This window comes from Pseudomonas frederiksbergensis (genome assembly GCF_001874645.1).
GTDB classification, from domain to species: Bacteria; Pseudomonadota; Gammaproteobacteria; order Pseudomonadales; family Pseudomonadaceae; genus Aquipseudomonas; species Aquipseudomonas frederiksbergensis_B.
The window spans coordinates 3900281-3921789 of sequence record NZ_CP017886.1 but is presented as its reverse complement, the minus strand read 5'-3'; the positions used below and the strand labels follow the sequence as shown (position 1 = coordinate 3921789).

The following is a 21509-nucleotide window of genomic DNA, read 5'->3' as shown; positions in this document are numbered from 1 at the left end:
TCTTAACCTCGCGGCTCTTCGTTACTGGCAGCGTGACCGGCAACACTGGCCGCCAGGATCGCCAACACCAACTGCTGGAAATCCAGACCGGCGGCGCGTGCGGCCATCGGGACCAGACTGTGATCGGTCATGCCCGGTGCGGTATTGACTTCCAGGAACCAGAACTGCCCATCGGCGTCCTGCATCACGTCAGCCCGTCCCCAACCGGCGATACCCAGCGCCTCACAGGCTTTTGCCGTGAGGTCCATGAGTTCTTGTTCTTTGGCGCTATCGAGGCCACACGGGATCCGGTACTGGGTATCGGAAGCCAGGTACTTGGCGTCGTAGTCATAGAAAGTGTGTGGCGTGCCCAAAGCGATCGGTGGCAACACCTGATCACGCAGGGTCGCGATGGTGAACTCCGGACCTTGAATCCATTGTTCGACCAACACTTGCGAATCGTAGGTACTGGCCGCTTTCCAGGCTTCGATCAACTCAGTTGCCGAAGTCACTTTGGCCATACCGATACTTGAACCTTCATGCGCCGGTTTGACGATCAAAGGGAAGCCCAGTTCCGTCGCCGCCAAAATACAGTCGGCTTCGCTGCTCAGTACCGCGTGACGTGGCGTCGGAATACCCAGGCTGTGCCAGACCTGTTTGGTCCGCAGCTTGTCCATGGCCAGTGCCGAGGCAAGGATGCCGCTGCCGGTGTACGGAATCCCTGCGCATTCGAGCAGGCCCTGCATGCTGCCGTCTTCACCGCCGCGACCGTGGAGAATGATGAAGGCGCGGTCGATTTTTTCGTTCAGCAGGCGCTGCAGGAAATCGTCGCCGACGTCGATGCCGAACGCATCCACGCCCGCAGTTTGCAGGGCTTCAAGCACTGCATTACCGGATTTCAGCGAAACCTCACGCTCAGCGCTTTTGCCACCGAACAGCACGGCCACACGGCCAAAGTCTTTCGGGGCGATTGTCGAGAACAGGTTGGCGTAGGCAGCAGTCATTTCAACTTCCCCTCGCTAGGAGCGACAACGGCCCCCGCGAACAAAGGACTCTTCAACAGTTTCGGTGCAAGACCGCCGATATCACCGGCGCCCTGGCACAGCAGGATGTCGCCGGCACGCAGCAGCGGCTTGACCACCGGCGCGAGGTCGACACCACGCTCGATGTAGATCGGGTCGAGCTGACCGCGCTGGCGGATGCTGTTGCACAGCTTGCGACTGTCAGCCCCCGGGATCGGTTCTTCGCCGGCCGGATAGACTTCCATCAGCAGCAACACGTTGGCGTCGGCCAGTACATTGACGAAATCGTCGTACAGGTCACGGGTGCGGCTGTAACGGTGCGGCTGGTAAACCATCACCAGACGGCGATCCGGCCAGCCACCGCGCACAGCTTTGATCACCGCTGCAACTTCGGTCGGGTGGTGACCGTAGTCGTCCACCAGCATCACGTTGCCGCCTTCGACCGGCAGCTCGCCGTAGACCTGGAAGCGTCGGCCAACCCCCTGGAAGCCCGACAGCCCCTGAACGATGGCTTCATCGCTGACGCCCTCGTCGGTCGCGATGCAAATGGTCGCCAGCGAGTTCAATACGTTGTGGTTGCCCGGCATATTCACCGAGACATCCAGCGGTTCACGATCAGGACGCAGCACGGTGAAGAAGGTCTGCATGCCTTGCTGGCGAACATTGATGGCGCGCACGTCGGCGTCTTCGCTGAAGCCGTAGGTGACCGTCGGGCGTTTCACCAGCGGGAGAATTTCGCGTACCACCGGATCGTCCAGGCACATCACCGCCAGGCCGTAGAACGGCAGGTTGTGGAGGAACTCGACGAAGGTTTTCTTCAGTTTGTTGAAGTCACCGTCGTAGGTCGCCATGTGGTCGGCGTCGATGTTGGTGACGACGGCCACCAGCGGCTGCAAGTGCAGGAAGCTGGCATCGCTTTCGTCGGCTTCGGCGATCAGGTAACGGCTGGTGCCCAGCTGGGCATTGGTGCCTGCTGCATTCAGACGACCACCGATCACGAAGGTCGGATCCAGGCCTCCGGCCGCGAACACCGAAGCGATCAGGCTGGTGGTGGTGGTTTTGCCGTGAGTGCCGGCGACGGCAATGCCGTGGCGGTAGCGCATCAGCTCAGCGAGCATTTCGGCACGCGGCACCACGGGAATACGACGTTCCAGGGCCGTCGCGACTTCCGGGTTGGAGGTGTTCACAGCGCTCGACACCACCAGTACATCGGCGCTCGCGCTGTTCTCGGCGCGGTGGCCGATGAAGATCTGGGCGCCGAACGATTCGAGACGCTCGGTTACAGGCGAAGCCTTCAGATCGGAACCGGACACTTGATAGCCCAGGTTCAGCAACACTTCGGCAATCCCGCACATGCCCACACCGCCGATGCCGACGAAGTGAATGCGACGGATGCGGCGCATTTCCGGTTGCGGCATGGCTTTCTGATTCTCAACCATGAACCACCTCCAGGCAGATATCGACCACGTTGCGGGTTGCATCAGGTTTAGCCAGGCGACGAGCGGCGCCAGCCATGTCGTTGAGTCGTTGCGGTTGCATCAAGACCTCTGTCAGGCGTGCAGCGAGATCCGCTGCGCCAGTCGTTCTTTGCGGCATCAGGAAGGCAGCGCCTTCACGAGCCAAATATTCGGCATTGCGGGTCTGGTGATCGTCGATCGCGTGGGGCAAAGGCACCAGCATCGAGGGCAGACCGGCAGCAGCCAGCTCACTGACAGTCAGCGCGCCTGCGCGACAGACCACCAGGTCGGCCCAACCATAGGCTTGGGCCATGTCTTTGATGAAAGGCTGCACTTGCGCCTCGACACCGACAGTGCGATAGCGCTCGGCAGTCACTTCATCGTGGTTTTTACCAGCCTGATGAAACACTTCCGGACGCAGTTCAGCGGGAACCAGCGACAGGGCTTCAGGCAGCAATTTGTTCAACGGCTCTGCCCCAAGGCTTCCGCCGAGGATCAGCAAACGCGCTTTGCGTCCGGCCAAGGCTGGACGCGATGTTTCGAGGAACAACTCGGTGCGCACCGGGTTACCGGTAGTGCGCCGGCTGCCACTGGCAGCAAAGGTGTCCGGGAAAGCTTCGCAGACTCGCGCGGCCAACGGCACCAGCAGCCGATTGGCGGTACCAGCGACGGCGTTCTGTTCATGAACGATGACGGGCACACCGGCCAATTTGGCGGCTACACCACCGGGACCAGTGACATATCCGCCAAAGCCCAGGACGCAGACCGGTTTCAGCTGACGAATGACGGCACGTGCCTGCCAGATCGCCTTGAGCAATACAAAAGGTGCCTTGAGCAGCGACAGCTTGCTCTTGCCACGCAGGCCGCTGACATTGATCAAGTGCAACGGCAGGCCGGCATTCGGGACCAATTCGTTTTCGATCCCGCGTGGTGTCCCGAGCCAGTGCACGGTATAGCCACGCGCCTGAAACTCGCGAGCGCAGGCCAGCGCCGGGAACACGTGGCCACCGGTGCCGCCTGCCATGATCAGCACGTTAGCGCCCATGGGTCGGCTCCTCGGCGAAGTCGCTCTCACTGAACTCCATCTCTTCGCTGCCCAAGTGGGTTCGACTCTCCCATTCGATGCGCAACAACAAGCCAAGGCAGGCGCAGCAGATCACCAACGAACTGCCGCCATAACTGAGGAACGGCAAGGTCAGGCCCTTGGTCGGCAGCAGGCCGACGTTCACCCCGATGTTGATCAGGAACTGGCCAATCCACAGGAACGACAAACCGTAGGCGACATAAGCGGCGAAGAATTGCTTGGCCTTTTCTGCCCACAAACCGATGTACATGCCACGAATACAGACAAAGACGAACAGTGCGACCGTACACAAGGAACCCACGGCACCCAGCTCTTCGGCCAGGACCGAGAACACGAAGTCAGTGTGGGCTTCCGGCAGGTAGAACTGTTTTTGCACGCTGTTGCCCAGGCCAACGCCCAGCCATTCGCCGCGACCGAAGGCGATCAATGCTTGAGACAATTGATAGCCAGCGCCGAACTGGTCGGCCCATGGATCCGCAAAGTTGGTCAGGCGCGCCATTCGATACGGCTGCACTTGAATCAACAACACCACCGCCGCGACAGCCAGGACAACCATCAAGGAAAAACGGAACAGCCCGACCCCGCCCAGGAACAGCATCGCAGCCGCCGCCGCCATCATCACGACGGTGGCACCGAAGTCCGGCTCCATCAGCAACAGACCGGCCATTGGCAGCAACACGATGAACGGCTTGAAGAAGCCCATCCAGCTCTCGCGAACTTCTTTCTGCCGACGCACCAGATAACCGGCGAGGTAGATCACCACGAACACCTTGGCGATCTCGGAAGGCTGAACGTTGAAGAAACTGAAGCCGATCCAGCGCATCGAACCGTTCACTTCACGGCCGATCCCCGGGACGATCACCATCACCAGCAAACCGAACGCACCGATCAGCATCAGCCAGCCCAGGCGTTGCCAGGTGGCGATCGGGATCATCATGGTGACGATGCAGGCACCCAAGCCGAGCACGACGTAAATCAGGTGACGAATCATGTAATACAGGGCACTGCCCGACTGCACTGCCGCCACTTCGGTCGATGCCGAGGCAATCATGACCAGCCCCAGCCCCAGCAACGCCAGGCAACCGGCGAGCATCGGGAAGTCGAGGTCGATACCACGCCCGGTGATGAGCGGCGAAGGGTACGGTTTGATGATGTTTGTCAAGCTCATGCCAAGTCCTCCACGGCCTGAGCAAACAGGTGCCCACGCTCTTCGTAGTTCTTGAACATGTCGAAACTGGCACAAGCCGGCGACAGCAGCACCGCATCACCCGGTTGGGCAATAGCACGGCATTGCTCGACCGCTTCGATCAGCGAGTTGACGCGAATCAGTGGCACGGCATCGCCGATGGCCTGGCCAATCAGCTCGGAATCACGGCCCATCAACACCACGGCGCGGCAGTTGGCCGCGACCGGATCACGCAGATCCTTGAACTCGGCACCTTTGCCGTCGCCACCGGCAATCAGCACCAGCTTGCCTTCGATGTCTGCGCCCAGGCCTTCGATGGCGGCCAAAGCGGCGCCAACGTTAGTGGCTTTGGAATCGTTGTAGTAGCTCACGCCGTTCAGGTCGCGGACCCACTGGCAGCGATGTTCAAGCCCGGCGAAGGTGCGCAGGCTCGACAGCATGGCGTCGAACGGCAGGCCAACGGCGTGCCCCAGGGCCAATGCCGCGAGGGCGTTGGACTGGTTATGCGCGCCGCGAATTTTCAGCTCGCGCACCGGCATCAGGTTCTGGAATTCAAAGGCCAGATACTTCTCGCCATTTTCCTCGCGCAGACCAAAAGCCTTGAAATCAGGTTTGCTCAGACCGAAGGTCCAGCACGGCAGGCCCTCGCTCATCAACGGACGGCTCAGTGCATCCTGACGATTGACCACGACTTGCTTCGCGCCACGGAAGATCCGGTGCTTGGCCAGGTGATACGCCGGCAGGCCACTGTAACGGTCCATATGGTCTTCGCTGACGTTCAGCACAGTGGCCACTTCGGCCCCCAGATGATCGGTGGTCTCCAGCTGGAAGCTCGAGAGTTCCATCACGTACAGCTCGACGTCATCGCTCAACAGGTCGAGCGCCGGAGTACCGAGGTTGCCGCCCACCGCCACGCGCTTGCCGGCCGCTGCCGCCATTTCGCCGACCAGAGTGGTCACGGTGCTTTTTGCGTTGGAACCGCTGATGGCAACAATCGGCGCCTTTGCGTTACGTGCGAACAGTTCGATATCACCCGACAGCTTCACGCCACGGGCAGCCGCCGCTTGCAGGGCCGGAGTCGCCAAGGCCAGGCCCGGGCTCACGTAGAGCTCGTCGGCACGGCAGAGGAATTCGACATCCAGCTCGCCACAACGCACTTCCACCTGCGGATAGTCACGACGCAGCGTGGCCAGCTCCGGTGGGTTTTCCCGCGTATCGGCGACAGCGAACGACACGCCCCGGTTCGCCAGGAAGCGAACCAGGGACATGCCGCTCTTGCCGAGGCCGACAACGATGCGGAAGTGGTCAGAAGCGATCAGAGACACTCGTTCTACCTCAGCTTCAGGGTGGCAAGGCCGACCAGTACGAGAATCACGGTGATGATCCAGAAACGGACGATCACACGTGGCTCGGGCCAGCCCTTGAGTTCAAAGTGGTGGTGAATCGGTGCCATGCGGAATACGCGGCGACCGGTCAATTTGAAAGAGGCAACCTGAATGACCACCGACAGGGTTTCCATCACGAACACGCCGCCCATGATGAACAGGACGATTTCCTGACGAACGATCACGGCAATGGTGCCCAGAGCCGCGCCCAGCGCCAGTGCGCCGACGTCGCCCATGAAGACTTGAGCCGGGTACGTGTTGAACCAGAGGAAACCCAGGCCGGCACCGATCAGCGCGCCGCAGAACACGATCAGCTCACCTGCGCCCGGGACATAAGGGATCAGCAGGTATTCGGCGAATTTCACGTTACCCGACAGGTAGCAGAAGATCCCCAGCGCGCCGCCAACCATCACGGTTGGCATGATCGCCAGGCCGTCGAGGCCGTCGGTCAGGTTGACCGCGTTGCTGGAGCCGACGATCACGAAGTAGGTCAGGACGATGAAGCCTGCGCCCAGCGGAATGCTGTAGTCCTTGAGCATCGGCAGGATCAGGGTGGTTTCCACCGGCGACGTTGCGGTCATATAAAGGAAGATCGCCGCGCCCAGACCGAACACCGACTGCCAGAAGTACTTCCAACGGCTCGGCAAGCCACGGGAGTTCTTCTCGATCACTTTGCGGTAATCGTCGACCCAGCCCACGGCACCGAACAGCAGGGTGACCAGCAACACGACCCAGACATAGCGGTTGTGCAGGTCTGCCCAGAGCAAGGTACTGACGCCGATGGCGGTCAGAATCAATGCGCCACCCATGGTCGGAGTGCCCGACTTGGACAAGTGCGATTGCGGGCCATCATTACGGACAGACTGGCCGATCTGGCGGTTCTGCAAGGTGCGGATCATCCATGGACCCAAGCACAGCGACAACGACAATGCGGTCAGCACACCGAGAATCCCGCGCAGGGTCAGGTACTGAAAGACCGCGAAGCCTTTGTAGAACTGTTGCAGATACTCCGCTAACAACAGCAGCATTAATGTTTCTCCCCGCTCGAACCGCACAAAGCCGCAACGACGTTTTCCATCGCAGCGCTTCGCGAGCCCTTGATCAAAATAGTGGTGTTTGTATCGTGTTCGGCGCCCAGCGCCGCAATCAGATCAGCCTGATTGGCAAAGTGACGAGCCTGCTCACCGAAGGCTGCGACGGCATGCGCCATCATCGGGCCAACGGCGTAAAGCGCTGAAACCTTGCCGCTGGCGTACGCACCAACGTCGCGGTGCCCCTGCTCCGCCCACTCGCCCAACTCGCCAATATCCCCGAGCACCAGAACGGTGCGGCCGGAAAAGCCGGCGAGTATATCAATGGCCGCGCACATTGAGGCGGGGTTCGCGTTGTAAGTGTCATCGATCACACGCATGCCGTTGGTCGCCAGTTGCGCGACAGTGCGACCCTTGACCGGTTGCACCGCATTCAGCCCGGTGGCGATACCGAACAGCGACACACCCAGAGCATGAGCGGCAGCCGCAGCGGCCAGGGCATTGGCAACGTTGTGGTTGCCGAGCAGGTTCAGTTGAACCGGCTCGACGCCTTGCGGGCTGTGCAGCTTGAAGGACGGGCAACCGCGTGCGTCACGAGCCAGATCAGTGGCATGGAAATCGGCACGGCTGTCGTTCAGGGCAAAGCTCAGCACCTGACGACCGGCGGCGCGCTTCTTCCAGATGTCGAAAGCCTTGTCGTCGAGGTTCAGAACGGCGACGCCATCAGCGTCCAGCCCTTCGAGAATCTCGCCCTTGGCTTCAACGATTTTTTCCGGCCCGCCGAATTCGCCGACGTGGGCGCTCCCGGCATTGTTGATCACAGCCACATGCGGCTTGGTCATGCCGACGGTGTAGGCGATCTCGCCGATCCGCGAAGCACCCAGCTCGATGACGGCCGCGGTGTGTTCCGCGGCCAGTTCGAGCAAGGTCAGCGGAACGCCGAGGTCATTGTTCAAGTTGCCACGGGTCGCCAATACCGGCCCGCGCGTGCGCAGGATGCTCGCGAGCATTTCCTTGACCGTGGTTTTGCCGCTGGAACCGGTAATCGCCGCAACCGGGTTCGAATACGCCGCACGGTTCAGCGCGCCGAGTTCGCCCAAGGCCTGACGGGTGTCCTTGACCAGCAACTGCGGCAACGTGGCATTCGCCACTTCACGCTCGACCAGGGCCGCGACCGCGCCTTTGGCAGCAACGTCGTTCAGGTAGTCATGACCATCGAAACGTGGCCCGGTCAGGGCGACAAACAACTGGCCCGGCTTGATCGCGCGGCTGTCGATGCTGACGCCATCGAAACGGCTATCGGCAGCCAGCAGACGGCCGGCCAATGGGCCCGTCACTTCGCTCAACGTCAAGGCTTTAAGCATGGGCCACCTCCCACGCGGTCAAGGCACGGTCGGCCTCCACCAAATCAGAGAAATCATGGCGTTCGCCGTTGATTTCCTGATAGTCCTCGTGACCTTTACCGGCCAGAACAATCACGTCATCCGCACTGGCGCTGGCGATCAACTGGGCAATCGCCTGGCCACGGCCGGCGACGAAACGGACGTTATCCACCGCCGTGAAACCGGCGCGGATATCGTCGAAAATCTGTGCAGGGTCTTCGCTGCGCGGGTTGTCATCGGTGACCAGCACACCGTCAGCCAGACGCTCGACCACTTCGGCCATCAGCGGACGCTTGCCGCGATCGCGATCACCGCCACAACCGAACAGGCAGAGCAATTGGCCCTTGGCATGTGGACGCAGGGCCATCAGGACTTTTTCCAGCGCATCCGGGGTATGGGCGTAGTCGACCACCACCAGCGGCTGAGTGCCGCCGCCCAGACGCTGCATGCGACCGGCCGGGCCTTCGAGTTTTGGCAGTACGCAGAGGATTTCATCCAGCGCGTAATCCAGACCGAGCAAGGCACCGACTGCGGCCAGTACGTTGCTCAGGTTGAAGCGGCCGAGCAAGGTACTGCGCAAATGGTGTTCGCCCTGCGGCGTAACCAGAGTCGCGCGCACGCCTTCATCGTCGAACTGCGCTTCACGGCAATAGAGGTAGGCGCTGGTGTCTTCCAGGCTATAAGTGATCAGGCGCGACTCACGCTCTTGCGCAGCGAGTTGCCGACCGAACTCGTCGTCGAGGTTAACCACCCGGCACTTCAGATCGTTCCAGGCAAACAGCTTGGCCTTGGCCTCGCCATAGGCTTGCATGGTCCCGTGATAATCCAGGTGATCGCGCGACAGGTTGGTCATCACCGCCACATCGAACGCCAGTGCAGTCACGCGCCCTTGATCCAGACCGTGGGAGGACACTTCCATGGCCACGGCTTTGGCGCCGGCCTTTTTCAGGTCGGCCAGGGTGGCCTGTACCGCAATCGGGTTCGGCGTGGTGTGCAGGCCACTTTCCAGTGCGCCGTAGAAACCGGTGCCCAGGGTGCCGACTATGCCGCAGTGCTGCCCCAGCAGGTCCAGCGCTTGTGCGACCAGTTGGGTCACGCTGGTTTTACCGTTGGTGCCGGTCACGCCAATCAGGTTCAGGTTACGGCTCGGGTCGCCGTAAAAACGCCCGGCAACATCCGACAGCTGCGCGGCCAGGCCTTTGACCGGAATCAGCGGTACATCGGTAATCGGCAGAACGGTCGCGCCTTCGACTTCGTAGGCGACTGCGGCAGCGCCACGTTGCAAGGCATCGGCAATGTGCGTACGACCGTCGAGTTTAGCGCCGGGGACGGCCAGAAACAGATCGCCCGCACGGACATTACGGCTGTCCAGGGTCAGTTCGCGAATCAACAAATCACGACCCGCGTGGGCGAAAATCTTGTTCAGGCTAAGAGACATCAGCCGCGCCCTCCATTGGCTTTAACAGGGATAACCGGGGTAGCGTTGGCCTGCTGAGTGGTCGGCAGGTTGTCCGGCGTGACGTTCATCAGACGCAGGGTGCCGGACATCACTTTGCTGAATACCGGTGCCGAAACCAGACCACCGAAATAGCCGGCCTTGGTCGGCTCATCGATGACCACGACGATCGCGTAACGCGGATCACTCATAGGACCAAACCCCGCGAACAGCGAGCGGTAGGAATTCTCGGCGTAGCCTTTGGTGCCCACCGACGTCTTACGTGCGGTACCGGACTTGCCAGCAACGTGATAGGCCGGCACTTGCGCACGGAATACACCGCGCGGGGCTTCGATCACTTGCTGCAGCATACCCTGCATGGTTTTCGCCACGGCTTCCGGAATCACTTGGGTGGTTTGCGCTGCCTTGTCGGTCTTGATCAGGGTCAGCGGCGCAATACGACCGTTGTTGGCCAGCGCCGAGAAGGCGTGGACCAGTTGAATGGCGGTCACCGAAATCCCGTAGCCGTACGACAACGTGGCCGTCTCGGCCTTGCGCCATTCGCGATAGTTCGGCAGGTTGCCGACACGCTCGCCCGGGAAACCCAGACCGGTGTCCTGGCCGAGGCCGACTTTCTGTGCCAGGCGGAAAATGGTTTCGCCGCCGATATCGAAGGCGACCTTACTCATGCCGACGTTACTGGAGTTGATCAGAATGCCGGTCAGGTCCAGCACCGGGCCTTCGGTCTTGGATACGTCCTTGATGGTGTATTTACCAATCTGCAAGCTGCCCGGATACACCTCGACAGTATCGCTCGGCTTCCAGCGACCGGTTTCAATGGCAGCGCTCATGGAGATCGCCTTCATGGTCGAACCCGGTTCGAACACGTCGATCATCGCGCGGTTACGCATCATCGCCGGTTGCAGGTTGCGACGGTTGTTCGGGTTGTAGGTCGGCTGGTTGACCATGGCGAGGATCTCGCCGGTCTTGACGTCCATGATCACCAGGCTGCCAGCCTTGGCGCCGTTCTCGATGATTGCGTTGCGCAGCTCGCGGTTCGCCAGGTATTGCAGACGCAGGTCAATCGACAACGCCAAGGGCTTGCCGGCCTTGGCGTTTTTGGTCACTTGAACGTCTTTGATCAGTCTGCCGCGCCGGTCCTTGATGACCTGACGCTTGCCAGCGACACCGGCCAGCCATTCGTCGTACGCCAATTCCACGCCTTCACGCCCGTGGTCATCGATGTCGGTAAAGCCGACCATGTGCGCGGTGACTTCGCCGGCCGGGTAGAAACGCCGGAACTCTTCGATGCCGTAAACGCCCGGCACTTTCAGATCGATCACGACCTGGCCCTGCTCGGGAGTCAGCCCACGCACCAGATAGATGAATTCTTTATTCGCCTGAGCTTCGAGTCTCTCGGCCAGGGCTTTAGGGTCCTGACCCAGCGCAGCCGCCAGTGCCGGCCACTTTTCCTTGGCCAGTTGCATTTCCTTGGGGTTGGCCCACAGGGTGGTGACCGGGGTACTCACGGCCAACGGCTCGCCGTTACGGTCGGTGATCAAACCACGGTGAGCCGGAATCGGGATGTGTCGAACACTGCGCGCATCGCCCTGACCAATCAGGAAGTCACGGTCGATCACCTGCAGGTCGATGATCCGCCAGGCGATGGCTGCCACCATGACACCCAGCAAGCCGAGCACCACACGAAACCGCCACGGAAAGAGTGCCCCTTCGAGTTTCATCATGGCGCCACCATCCGCACTTCAGCGGCGCCGGGAATGCGCATCTTCAGTTGTTCGGTGGCCAATACTTCGATACGGCTGTGGGCGGTCCAGGTGCTCTGCTCAAGAATCAACCGGCCCCACTCTGCCTGCGCCTTGTCGCGCACACTCAACTCGTTGTACAGCGAGTTCAACAACTGACGGTTCCAGTGAGCGCTATAGGAAACCCCAATCGCAGAGATCAATACAGCGATAAAAAGCAGCAGCATGAAAAAGCTGCCGCCTGGAAGTGGCTTGGCGAAGAGCTTGCTCACCGAAGTTTCTCCGCGACACGCATGACGGCGCTACGGGAACGAGGGTTGGCTTTGAGTTCGGCTTCGCTGGCGAACTGTGGTTTGCCATGAATCTTGATTTTCGGCACAAAGGCTTCGAAACGTACCGGCAGGTTGCGCGGCAGGTTATCGGTTTCGCCCTTGACCAGTTTGCGCATGAACAGTTTGACGATGCGGTCTTCCAGCGAGTGGAAGCTGATCACCACCAGGCGACCGCCCACTTCAAGGGCTTCGAGCGCGGCTTCGAGGCCGGTCTCAAGATCGCCCAACTCGTTGTTGACGTGAATTCGCAGGCCCTGGAACGCGCGGGTAGCCGGGTTCTTGCCCTTTTCCCAGGCAGGGTTGGCCACTTTCAGGACTTCAGCCAGATCGCCAGTGCGCTCGAAGGGCTTGATGTCGCGGCGCTCGGCCACGGCACGGGCCATACGGCCGGAGAAACGCTCTTCGCCGTATTCCTTGAACACGCGGGCAATTTCTTCGACAGGTGCGTTGTTGACGAACTCTGCCGCGCTGACCCCGCGAGACGGGTCCATGCGCATGTCCAGCGGGCCGTCGTTGAGGAAACTGAAGCCCCGCTCCGGATCGTCGAGCTGTGGCGAAGACACGCCCAGATCGAGCAGAACGCCGCTGACCTTGCCAGCCAGGCCGCGCTCGGCAACTTCCGAACCGAGCTCGGCAAAGCTGCGCTGCACAACGACAAAGCGGCCGTCTTCGGCCGCTAGCGTTTGCCCGGTGGCAATCGCCTGAGGATCTTTGTCGAACCCCAGCAACCGACCATCGGGACCGAGCTGGCTGAGAATCAGGCGACTATGCCCCCCCGCCCGAACGTGCCATCCAGATAGCAGCCATCAGGGCGTACGGCAAGAGCCTCAACGGCTTCGTCAAGCAGTACGGTGATGTGGTTAAAGCCGCTATCAATAGTCACAGGATCAAATCACGCAGTTCATCAGGCATGGCGCCCGGTTGTTGAATAGCAGCCAGGTCAGCAGCAGAAACCGCATCCCAGGCATCCTCGTCCCACAATTGGAACTTGTTCAGTTGGCCTACCAGCATCGCGCGCTTATCCAATTTGGCGTATTCGCGCAGACGCGGCGGAACCAGAAAACGACCACTGCTATCGAGTTCGAGGTCGACGGCATTACCAATCAGCAAACGTTGCAAGCGACGGTTCTCTTCGCGAAGAGAAGGCAGTGCGCGCAGTTTGGTTTCAATCAGCTCCCACTCATCAAGTGGGTAAACGCACAAACAAGGGTCAACGGCATCAATTGTGACAATTAATTGCCCGGAACTTCGCGAAACGAGCTCGTCACGATACCGGCTCGGCATGGCGAGACGGCCTTTTGCATCGAGACTGATAGCGTTAGCTCCGCGAAACACGTCAGCGTTTCTCCAAATTCTAGCGTTTTACGCTTAAAAAACCCACTTCATGCCACTTTCCGCCACTTGCGCACACTATAGGAATGCGCCCACCACACCGTCAAGGCGCGGAGTGAAGGAAAACCCTTACAGATCGGAGATTTAGCGCTGTAAAAGAAGGGGTTACGCGTATTTGGTGGATGAGTTAGCTCAATAACTTGAAGCAGCACTGAAGGCTACGTTCAGAAGTTAAAGTGATTTATTAAGAGTAAGATTTTTTCGGTATTACAAAAGCGCTTCTGCTATTGATTCAAGCAGGGAGGGAATTGGCCACTACCCGGGTGATGCGACTAACGGTTCAAGCGCTGGCTAATCGGTATTACAAAGCCCTTCTGCCACTGATTCAAGCAGGGAGGAATTGGCCACTACCCGGATGATGCGACTAACGGTTCAAGCGCTGGCTAATCGGTATTACTCAACCCCTCCTGCTATTGATTCTGCAAGGAGGGAAATTGCTACTACGAACGCTCCGCTCAAAGATTCAAGCAGAGAGGGAAAAAGGTGGAGAGTCGATCTATAAGCCGGGTTCTGTCTTGAACAGTCATTCGTCTACGATGGCCATCACTGGACATCTTTAGCAACCTACCCGGTCCCAGCGCGGGCCACGCCTTGGGACCCTATTTGGTCTTGCTCCAAGTGGGGTTTACCTAGCCACGAACTGTTGCCAGTCGTGCGGTGCGCTCTTACCGCACCTTTTCACCCTTACCGGCACCGAAGTGCTTAGGCGGTTATTTTCTGTGGCACTTTCCGTAGGCTCACGCCTCCCAGGCATTACCTGGCACTTCGCCCTATGGAGCCCGGACTTTCCTCCCCCCCTAATTTTCATAGAGGGCAGCGACTGTCCAATCGACTCTCCGCCGCAAAGGTTAACGGCAGAGAGCCCGAAGAACAAGCGATAAAAGCCTTTTACCGCTCTACAACCCGCGTTTTTACTCGCCCTTCTGCTTATCCAGGGCCACCTGATAGAGAACGTTCTTGCGCTCGCCGGTAATTTGCGCCGCCAAAGCCGCAGCACGCTTGAGTGGCATTTCTTCGAGCAGCAGATTGAGAATACGCATCGCCTCGCTACTCACCGCCTCCTCACTCTCCGGTGCCGACCAGCCCGCCACCAACACCACACACTCGCCGCGCTGCTGATTGCTATCGTTTTCGACGAATGCACGCAATTCGGCCAACGGCAGCCCCTTGAGGGTTTCGAAGGTTTTGGTCAGCTCGCGAGCGAGCAAGGCCGGACGCTCTGCACCGAACACCAGCTCCATGTCCTGCAAGCACTCAAGAATCCGGTGTGGCGCTTCGTAAAAGATCAGCGTACGCGGCTCTTCCTTTATGGACTCCAGACGCGCACGTCGCCCCACCGCCTTGGCCGGCAAAAAACCCTCGAAGATGAACCGGTCAGACGGCAACCCCGCCGCAGACAAGGCCGCAATCAGCGCGCAAGCACCAGGAACCGGCACTACATTGATTCCTGCTGCCCGCGCCTGACGCACCAGGTGATAACCCGGATCAGAGATCAGCGGCGTCCCTGCATCGGAAATCAGCGCGACACTGTCCCCGGCCAGCAAACGCGTGATGAAGCGACTGCCCTCATCGCGCTCATTGTGTTCATGACACGCCGCCAGCGGCGTGGCGATCCCGAAATGTTGCAGCAACCGCAAGGAGTGACGAGTGTCTTCAGCTGCGATCAACGCCACTTCACGCAAGATTTTCAGCGCCCGCGCACTGATGTCGTCCAGGTTGCCGATGGGCGTCGCCACCACATAAAGCGAGCCAGCAACGGAATTCAAAGCACCTGGAGCAGTCAAAGCGCACACCTCATGATCGGTAAAACCGGCATTGTAGCGCGTAGAAGTGCCTTGAATGCGCACAGCAATCATCTTGCGCCGCGCCCTTTTGTTGATCCCCGTAACATTTACACGACCTAAATTGAAGGTTTAACGCCAGTAACATCGCGCCCCGGCCAGCGCTTGGGTACAATTCCACGCTAATTTGATCGAGTATCAGGAACATTACATGATCGCTTGCCTGCGGCTGTTCTCTGCCCTCTGCCTCGCTGCTCTGTTGGTGGCTTGCGCCAGCTCGCCCTCCTCCAGCCTTGGCGAACTTCCACGGACTGCGGATGCCAGTATCGAGCAATTGCTCGAACAGGCTGCCACCAGCACAACTCCGGAAAAGGCCGCCCTGTTGCGCCTGAGCGCGGCAGACCTGGCCTATCGCCAGGGCAATGCCGGCCAGTCTGCACAAATTCTGCAACAGGTCCCGATGGATCAGTTGAAGCCTGGCCAACAGGTCTTCGCCAGCACCCTGGCCGCCGAACTGGCGATGACTCGTAACCAGCCCAAGGCAGCACTGACCGCCTTGAGCCATCCGAGCCTGCAACGCCTGAGCGAGTTGCCGGTCGAGCAGCAAGTGCGCACGGGCACCGTCCATGCCCGCGCCCTTGAAGCCGACGGCCAGACCCTGGCCGCCGCCCGAGAACGCATCTTTATCGCCCCGCTGCTCAGCGGCGACGTGGCCAGCAAAAACCATGAGGCCATCTGGGCACTCATTGCGTCGCTGCCGACCGATCAACTGCAACCCATCACCACCGACGACCTCGGCGGCTGGATGAGTCTGGCCGTGGCGGTGAAAAACGCCGGCACACTGGAACAGCAACAGGCCGCTATCGACAACTGGCGCGCACAGCACCCCAAACACCCTGCCGCAATTGTGCTGCCACTGCCGCTGACCCAACTCAAGCAAATGGCCAGCCAACCGCTCAGCAAGATCGGCCTGCTGCTGCCGCAAGACGGTCCGCTGGCGTCGGTCGCCAAAGCACTGCGCGAAGGCTTCATGGCCGCTCACTATCAGGCCCAACAAGCCGGACAGAAGCCGCCTGCCATCGAGTTCTATGACAGCTCGCACCTGACCTCGCTGGACGACTTCTATCGCAAAGCCCAAGCCGACGGCGTGCAACTGGTGATCGGCCCGCTGGAAAAACCGCTGGTCAAACAACTCAGCGCTCGCCCGCAACTGCCGATCACCACACTCGCGCTGAACTACAGCGAAGGCGAACAAGGTCCAGCCCAACTATTCCAGTTCGGCCTGGCTGCCGAAGACGAAGCCCGCGAAGTTGCCCGTCGCGCACGTGCCGACGGCCTGCATCGCGCCGCCGCCCTGGTGCCGAAAGGCGAATGGGGCGATCGCGTGCTCAAAGCCTTCCGTCAGGATTGGGAAGCCAACGGTGGCACCGTCATTGGCATCGAACGTGTTGATCAACCGGTAGCCCTGGCTCAGCAAATCGCCGACCTGTTCCAGCTGCGTCAAAGCGAAGGTCGTGCCAAGAGCCTGCAAAGCACCGTAGGCTCGCAGGTGGCTGCACAACCTTCGCGCCGCCAGGACATCGAGTTCATTTTCCTCGCTGCGACTCCGCAACAAGCCCAGCAAATCAAGCCAACACTGAACTTCCAATACGCGGGCGACGTGCCGGTTTACGCCACCTCCCACGTGTACAGTGCCAGCGGTGACCAGAACCAGTACAACGACATGAACGGCATTCGCTTCTGCGAAACCCCATGGTTGCTGGACGCCAACGACCCACTGCGCAGGCAAGTGACCGCCCAATGGCCACAAGCCGCTGGCAGCCTGGGCCGCCTGTACGCCATGGGTGTCGACGCCTATCGCCTGGCGCCACGCCTGGGTCAACTCAAGGCCCTGCCAGACAGCAGCATCGACGGTCAGTCGGGCACCCTGAGCATGACGTCGTCGCAACGCATTCAACGTCAGCTGCCGTGGGCACAGTTCATCAACGGTCAGGTTCAACGCCTGCCCGACACGCCACGCTGATGCCCGACAGGTCACGCCAACAAAGCGGTCGAGATGCTGAAAGCCAGGCGCTCAAGCATCTCCAGCAACAAGGTCTGCGCCTCCTGGCGCAGAACTGGTTGTGTAAACGCGGCGAGCTTGATCTGGTCATGCTTGATGGCGATACAGTAGTATTCGTCGAAGTCCGCTACAGACAAAACACCCAATGGGGTGGCGCACTCGGTAGCATCGATGCGCGCAAGCGTCAGAAACTGATACTCGCCGCGCAGTATTTCCTGCAGCGCGAGTCGCGCTGGGCCAACTCCCCCTGCCGTTTCGATGTGGTTGCCATAGACGGCAGTGCGGCTCATTTGAACTGGCTAAGGAACGCCTTTGACAGCTGACTGCTCAAAGGCAAGGCCGATCTTCACTCAACACTTTTGCTCTTTGCTTTGCGGGCCGCACATTGCTGTGCCACCAAGCCGCGCTACTTAAGGTCACACAGATGGACATGCAATCCCGAATTCGCCAGCTTTTTCAGGCCAGTATCGATACCAAGCAACAGGCGATGGACGTACTTGCACCGCACATCGAGCAAGCCAGCCAGGTGATGGTCAACGCCCTGCTCAACGAAGGCAAAATGCTCTCGTGCGGCAACGGCGGTTCGGCCGGTGACGCGCAACACTTCTCCTCCGAGCTGCTCAACCGCTTCGAGCGCGAACGCCCGAGCCTGCCGGCCATTGCGCTGACGACCGACAGCTCGACGATCACCTCGATTGCCAACGACTACAGCTACAACGAAATCTTCTCCAAACAGATCCGCGCGCTCGGCCAACCCGGCGACGTGCTGCTGGCGATCTCCACTAGCGGCAACTCGGCAAACATTATTCAAGCGATCCAGGCCGCACACGATCGCGAAATGATTGTCGTAGCATTGACTGGACGCGATGGCGGCGGCATGGCTTCGCTGTTATTGCCCGAAGACGTTGAAATTCGCGTACCGGCCAATGTCACTGCACGTATTCAGGAAGTCCACCTGCTGGCGATCCATTGTCTTTGCGACTTGATCGACAGCCAATTGTTCGGGAGTGAAGAATGACCCTTAATCGCCTTGGCCTTCTGGCCTTGACTCTAAGCCTGGGCATCAGCGGCTGCACCTCGGTAATCACCGCGAGCCGCGAAGCCCCCATTGAAGACGATCGCGGCACTCGCACCTTCGGCAGCAAGATCGACGATTCCCTGATCGAAACCAAGGTCGGCGTGAACGTGGCCAAGGCCAACCCGGACCTGGACAAAAGCTCGCACATCATCGTCACCAGCTTCAACGGTGTCGTGCTGCTCGCCGGGCAAACGCCACGCCCCGACCTCAAGGAACTGGCCGGGCAAGCCGCCGCTGCAGTTCAGCGGGTAAAGACCGTACACAACGAACTGCAAGTGATGCAGCCTTCGTCGATACTGGCCCGCAATAACGATGCCTGGCTGACCACCAAGATCAAAACCCAGATGCTCGCCGACGCCAGCATCCCGGGCTCGCGCATCAAGGTCGTGACCGAGAACGGCATCGTTTACTTGCTGGGCCTTTTGACCAAACAGGAAGCCGACCAGGCCACCAATCTGGTGCAGGGCGTTTCCGGCGTACAAAAGATTGTGAAACTGTTCGAGTACATCGACTGAGATGCACTCTGTAGGAGCTACCGAAGGCTCGGGCCGCGATCGGACGATCTTTTGATCCTGGAAAGCAACGTCAAAAGATCGCAGCCTTCGGCAGCTCCTACTGTCTAGTCCTGAAATAGGTTTACACCTGTTTCACTTCAACGCCCGATGCACCGCATCGGGCGTTTTGTATTTCAAAGACAGGTGCGGTCGCTCGCTGTTATAGATCGATACCGACTCACTCACCATCTTCTTCGCCTGCGTCAAATCCTGCGGTCGCTGGAGCATAAGCTCTGTCTTTAATATCCCGTTGACCCGCTCTGCCAGTGCGTTTTGGTAGCAGTCATAGCCGTCCGTCATAGAACACCGAATGCCGTGTTTCGCGTGCAGTTCCTGGTACATTCCCGAGCAATACTGGCTGCCTCTATCCGAGTGATGGACCAGCGACTGCTCCGTTCGACGGTGTTTCACCGCCCGGCGCAACGCATGCGCTACCGACTCGGCGTGCAGGCTTTCATGGACGTGATAGCCCACGATCTTTCGCGAAAAAGCATCCGTCACAAGGCTCAGATAGGCCACACCTTCCTGAGTTGGCAAATAGGTGATGTCAGCCACCCAGACTTGTTCCGGGCCGTTTGCAACAACCTGATCAGGACCGGGCTTGAGCAGGTTCGGATGACGTCGAAAGCGATGATGGCTGTCGGTCGTCTTGTGGTAAGCCCGCCTGCGGGCCACCAATAAACGCCTTTCGCGCAGAATCGAAAACAGCCGATCTCGACCCACTTGCAGCTCAAGTTGAGGCTGGCAATGCAGCAAGTAATGCAGCTTTCGGGTGCCCAGACGTGGCTGCCGCTGACGCTTTTGCTGAACGAAATCGGCAACTTTCTGATCCAGAACGAGACGAGCAGCATCGGCGCGATTGCGTTTGTAGTAAGCCTGTCGGCTTATCCCCATGAACTGGCAAGCCCTGCTGATGCTCAGGTTTTGGATTCGTTTTTGCGCGAGGACTTGCCGGGACGCTTTTTTACGACAGAGAGACCGTAGTCATTTTTCAAGACATCGACAACTGCCTCGAAAAACTGCGCTTTCTGATTGGACAAAGCGAGCTGCTCTTCAAGCATCTTTGATGCGTTGCTCTGGCGTTAATGGTCGGTTTTTGTCGGGCATAGACCCCATCCTCGGCGAGCCAATGTATGTGCCTGAGCTCCAATCTTGCCGACCATGCTTGCGCAACCACGTCAGAACGGTCGTTTTGCCTTGAATCCCGTAGCGCTCCTGAGCCTCTTTATAACTCAGCTCGCCTTTTTCGACCTGGTCGACGACCGACAATTTAAAAGTCAGCGTGTAGTCTCGCTGACTACGCCTTTTTGCTGATTCCATTACTCCCTCCTGAAAATAGATCAGAAGGTGTAAACCTCTGGAAAGCAACGTCAAAAGATCGCAGCCTTCGGCAGCTCCTACGTAATAAAAAAGGCGATCCATCCGGATCGCCTTTTTTATTACTTCACAACCTTCAAGCTTGGCCGACCGCTAGGGCGCGGTGGCTCGCTGTCGGGTGGCGGAAGGTCATCATCCGACTCGATCTCTTCCTCGTCTTCCATAGGCGATTCCAGATCAAACACCATGCCCTGACCGTTCTCCCGGGCGTAAATGCCCAGGATCGCAGCGATAGGCACGTACAGCGTATGCGGCACGCCACCGAAGCGCCCTTCAAAGCTGACCGCATCGTTGTCCATGTGCAAATGGCGCACAGCCGCAGGCGACACGTTCAGGACGATCTGTCCATCACTGGCAAAGCCTTGCGGCACCTGCACCGACGGATACTCGGAATTGACCAGCATGTGCGGGGTGCAATCGTTGTCCACAATCCACTCATAGAGCGCGCGGACCAAATAAGGTCGACTGGAGTTCATAGCGGCTCCTTAAGCCTTAGCGCATATCGCGTTCGACACCAGACAGACTCGCCTGGAAAGCCTCACGCGCAAACTGACGCTCCATGTAATCAAGCAGCGGCTTGGCAGGCCGCGGCAGTTCAATACCCAGAATCGGTAAACGCCAGAGTATTGGCAATAGGCAGCAATCCACCAGACTTTGTTCCTCACTGAGGAAAAACGGCTTGTCAGCGAACAGCGGCGAAACGCCAGTCAGGCTTTCACGCAACTCCTTGCGAGCCTGCACACGTGCCGGCTCCTTGGTCCGCGAATCCAGAATCAGATCCACCAGAACACACCAGTCACGCTGAATACGGTGAATCAGCAGACGGCTGTTGGCACGCGCCACCGGATAAACCGGCAGCAATGGTGGATGCGGGTAACGCTCATCCAGATATTCCATCACCACGGTCGACTCCCACAACGCCAGGTCACGATCAACCAGGGTGGGCAAGCTGCCGTAAGGGTTCACTTCGATCAGTTTTGGCGGCTGACGGCCCGCCTCCACACTGATGATCTCGGCGCTGACACCCTTCTCTGCCAGTACGATACGCACTCGGTGGGAATAGTGGTCGGCGGGGTCGGAGTAACAGGCCAACCGATTGGTCACGCCCATGGCGGTCCTCCTCGCTTGTTGAAATTATCGGGAGCGGAAAAACGAGCGCGCCCAGAGGGCGCCTCCCGTAACGTCTGGATGACCAGACTCGTTACACCT

18 protein-coding genes, 1 other RNA gene and 2 pseudogenes are annotated in these 21509 nt (G+C 59.4%); 4 read left to right on the top strand and 17 right to left on the bottom strand.

Annotated features, from left to right (window positions below):
• Positions 1-2: 2 nt before the first annotated feature.
• The 14 genes and pseudogenes from BLL42_RS18845 to rsmI all read right to left on the bottom strand — a co-directional run bounded on the left by BLL42_RS18845 (position 3) and on the right by rsmI (position 15232).
• Positions 3-983: a D-alanine--D-alanine ligase gene (locus BLL42_RS18845; protein WP_071553424.1), complete on the bottom strand. Its 981-nt coding sequence runs from the start codon at positions 981-983 to the stop codon at positions 3-5.
• Entirely contained in the window at positions 980-2440 is a 1461-nt protein-coding gene (gene murC / locus BLL42_RS18840) for a UDP-N-acetylmuramate--L-alanine ligase (RefSeq protein ID WP_071553423.1), read from the bottom strand. Before murC ends, BLL42_RS18845 begins: the two co-directional genes overlap by 4 nt.
• Positions 2433-3503 carry an undecaprenyldiphospho-muramoylpentapeptide beta-N-acetylglucosaminyltransferase gene (gene murG / locus BLL42_RS18835; RefSeq protein WP_071553422.1) on the bottom strand — a complete coding sequence of 357 codons (1071 nt, stop codon included), beginning with the start codon at positions 3501-3503 and terminating at the stop codon, positions 2433-2435. Before murG ends, murC begins: the two co-directional genes overlap by 8 nt.
• The gene (ftsW, locus tag BLL42_RS18830) at positions 3493-4710 is read right to left on the bottom strand and encodes a putative lipid II flippase FtsW (protein WP_071553421.1); all 1218 of its coding nucleotides are present in this window, start codon (positions 4708-4710) and stop codon (positions 3493-3495) included. The genes murG and ftsW overlap by 11 nt, the downstream gene beginning before the upstream one ends.
• A complete protein-coding gene (murD, locus tag BLL42_RS18825) occupies positions 4707-6053 on the bottom strand; it encodes a UDP-N-acetylmuramoyl-L-alanine--D-glutamate ligase (protein ID WP_071553420.1) in 1347 nt (448 codons plus the stop codon). The genes ftsW and murD overlap by 4 nt, the downstream gene beginning before the upstream one ends.
• A gap of 5 nt (positions 6054-6058) precedes the next feature.
• A complete protein-coding gene (mraY, locus tag BLL42_RS18820) occupies positions 6059-7141 on the bottom strand; it encodes a phospho-N-acetylmuramoyl-pentapeptide-transferase (RefSeq protein ID WP_071553419.1) in 1083 nt (360 codons plus the stop codon).
• Positions 7141-8508 (bottom strand): UDP-N-acetylmuramoyl-tripeptide--D-alanyl-D-alanine ligase, encoded by a 1368-nt coding sequence (locus BLL42_RS18815; protein ID WP_071553418.1) that lies wholly within the window; start codon positions 8506-8508, stop codon positions 7141-7143. The genes mraY and BLL42_RS18815 overlap by 1 nt, the downstream gene beginning before the upstream one ends.
• Positions 8501-9964: a UDP-N-acetylmuramoyl-L-alanyl-D-glutamate--2,6-diaminopimelate ligase gene (locus tag BLL42_RS18810; RefSeq protein WP_071553417.1), complete on the bottom strand. Its 1464-nt coding sequence runs from the start codon at positions 9962-9964 to the stop codon at positions 8501-8503. The genes BLL42_RS18815 and BLL42_RS18810 overlap by 8 nt, the downstream gene beginning before the upstream one ends.
• On the bottom strand, positions 9964-11703 hold the full coding sequence (locus tag BLL42_RS18805; protein ID WP_174553365.1) for a peptidoglycan D,D-transpeptidase FtsI family protein: 1740 nt from the start codon (positions 11701-11703) through the stop codon (positions 9964-9966). Before BLL42_RS18805 ends, BLL42_RS18810 begins: the two co-directional genes overlap by 1 nt.
• A complete protein-coding gene (ftsL, locus tag BLL42_RS18800) occupies positions 11703-11996 on the bottom strand; it encodes a cell division protein FtsL (RefSeq protein ID WP_071553415.1) in 294 nt (97 codons plus the stop codon). The genes BLL42_RS18805 and ftsL overlap by 1 nt, the downstream gene beginning before the upstream one ends.
• Positions 11993-12939, bottom strand: a pseudogene (gene rsmH, locus BLL42_RS18795) (16S rRNA (cytosine(1402)-N(4))-methyltransferase RsmH). The gene ftsL and the pseudogene rsmH overlap by 4 nt, the downstream one beginning before the upstream one ends.
• On the bottom strand, positions 12936-13391 hold the full coding sequence (mraZ, locus tag BLL42_RS18785) for a division/cell wall cluster transcriptional repressor MraZ (protein WP_071553412.1): 456 nt from the start codon (positions 13389-13391) through the stop codon (positions 12936-12938). Before mraZ ends, rsmH begins: the two are co-directional and overlap by 4 nt.
• Before the next feature lie 540 nt (positions 13392-13931).
• An RNA gene (rnpB, locus tag BLL42_RS18780) (RNase P RNA component class A) lies at positions 13932-14284 on the bottom strand.
• A 75-nt stretch (positions 14285-14359) separates the two neighbouring features.
• Positions 14360-15232: a 16S rRNA (cytidine(1402)-2'-O)-methyltransferase gene (rsmI, locus tag BLL42_RS18775; RefSeq protein ID WP_071555794.1), complete on the bottom strand. Its 873-nt coding sequence runs from the start codon at positions 15230-15232 to the stop codon at positions 14360-14362.
• A 208-nt stretch (positions 15233-15440) separates the two neighbouring features.
• On the opposite strand from rsmI, the gene BLL42_RS18770 reads away from it, so the two are divergent.
• The 4 genes from BLL42_RS18770 (at position 15441) to BLL42_RS18755 (ending at position 18884) form a co-directional block, all read left to right on the top strand.
• Positions 15441-17252 carry a penicillin-binding protein activator gene (locus BLL42_RS18770; RefSeq protein ID WP_071553411.1) on the top strand — a complete coding sequence of 604 codons (1812 nt, stop codon included), beginning with the start codon at positions 15441-15443 and terminating at the stop codon, positions 17250-17252.
• The gene (locus BLL42_RS18765; protein WP_019693569.1) at positions 17252-17614 is read left to right on the top strand and encodes a YraN family protein; all 363 of its coding nucleotides are present in this window, start codon (positions 17252-17254) and stop codon (positions 17612-17614) included. The genes BLL42_RS18770 and BLL42_RS18765 overlap by 1 nt, the downstream gene beginning before the upstream one ends.
• Before the next feature lie 101 nt (positions 17615-17715).
• Positions 17716-18309 (top strand): phosphoheptose isomerase, encoded by a 594-nt coding sequence (locus BLL42_RS18760; RefSeq protein WP_007904374.1) that lies wholly within the window; start codon positions 17716-17718, stop codon positions 18307-18309.
• Positions 18306-18884 carry a BON domain-containing protein gene (locus BLL42_RS18755; protein WP_071553410.1) on the top strand — a complete coding sequence of 193 codons (579 nt, stop codon included), beginning with the start codon at positions 18306-18308 and terminating at the stop codon, positions 18882-18884. Before BLL42_RS18760 ends, BLL42_RS18755 begins: the two co-directional genes overlap by 4 nt.
• Positions 18885-18988: 104 nt before the next feature.
• On the opposite strand, the pseudogene BLL42_RS18750 reads toward BLL42_RS18755, so the two are convergent.
• The 3 genes and pseudogenes from BLL42_RS18750 to BLL42_RS18735 all read right to left on the bottom strand — a co-directional run bounded on the left by BLL42_RS18750 (position 18989) and on the right by BLL42_RS18735 (position 21410).
• Positions 18989-20243 (bottom strand): annotated as a pseudogene (locus BLL42_RS18750) (IS3 family transposase).
• Between the two features lie 119 nt (positions 20244-20362).
• Positions 20363-20776, bottom strand: a complete 414-nt coding sequence (locus BLL42_RS18740) for a ClpXP protease specificity-enhancing factor (protein ID WP_071553408.1) — start codon at positions 20774-20776, stop codon at positions 20363-20365.
• A gap of 16 nt (positions 20777-20792) precedes the next feature.
• Positions 20793-21410 (bottom strand): glutathione S-transferase N-terminal domain-containing protein, encoded by a 618-nt coding sequence (locus BLL42_RS18735; RefSeq protein WP_019693572.1) that lies wholly within the window; start codon positions 21408-21410, stop codon positions 20793-20795.
• Between the last annotated feature and the right edge of the window lie 99 nt (positions 21411-21509).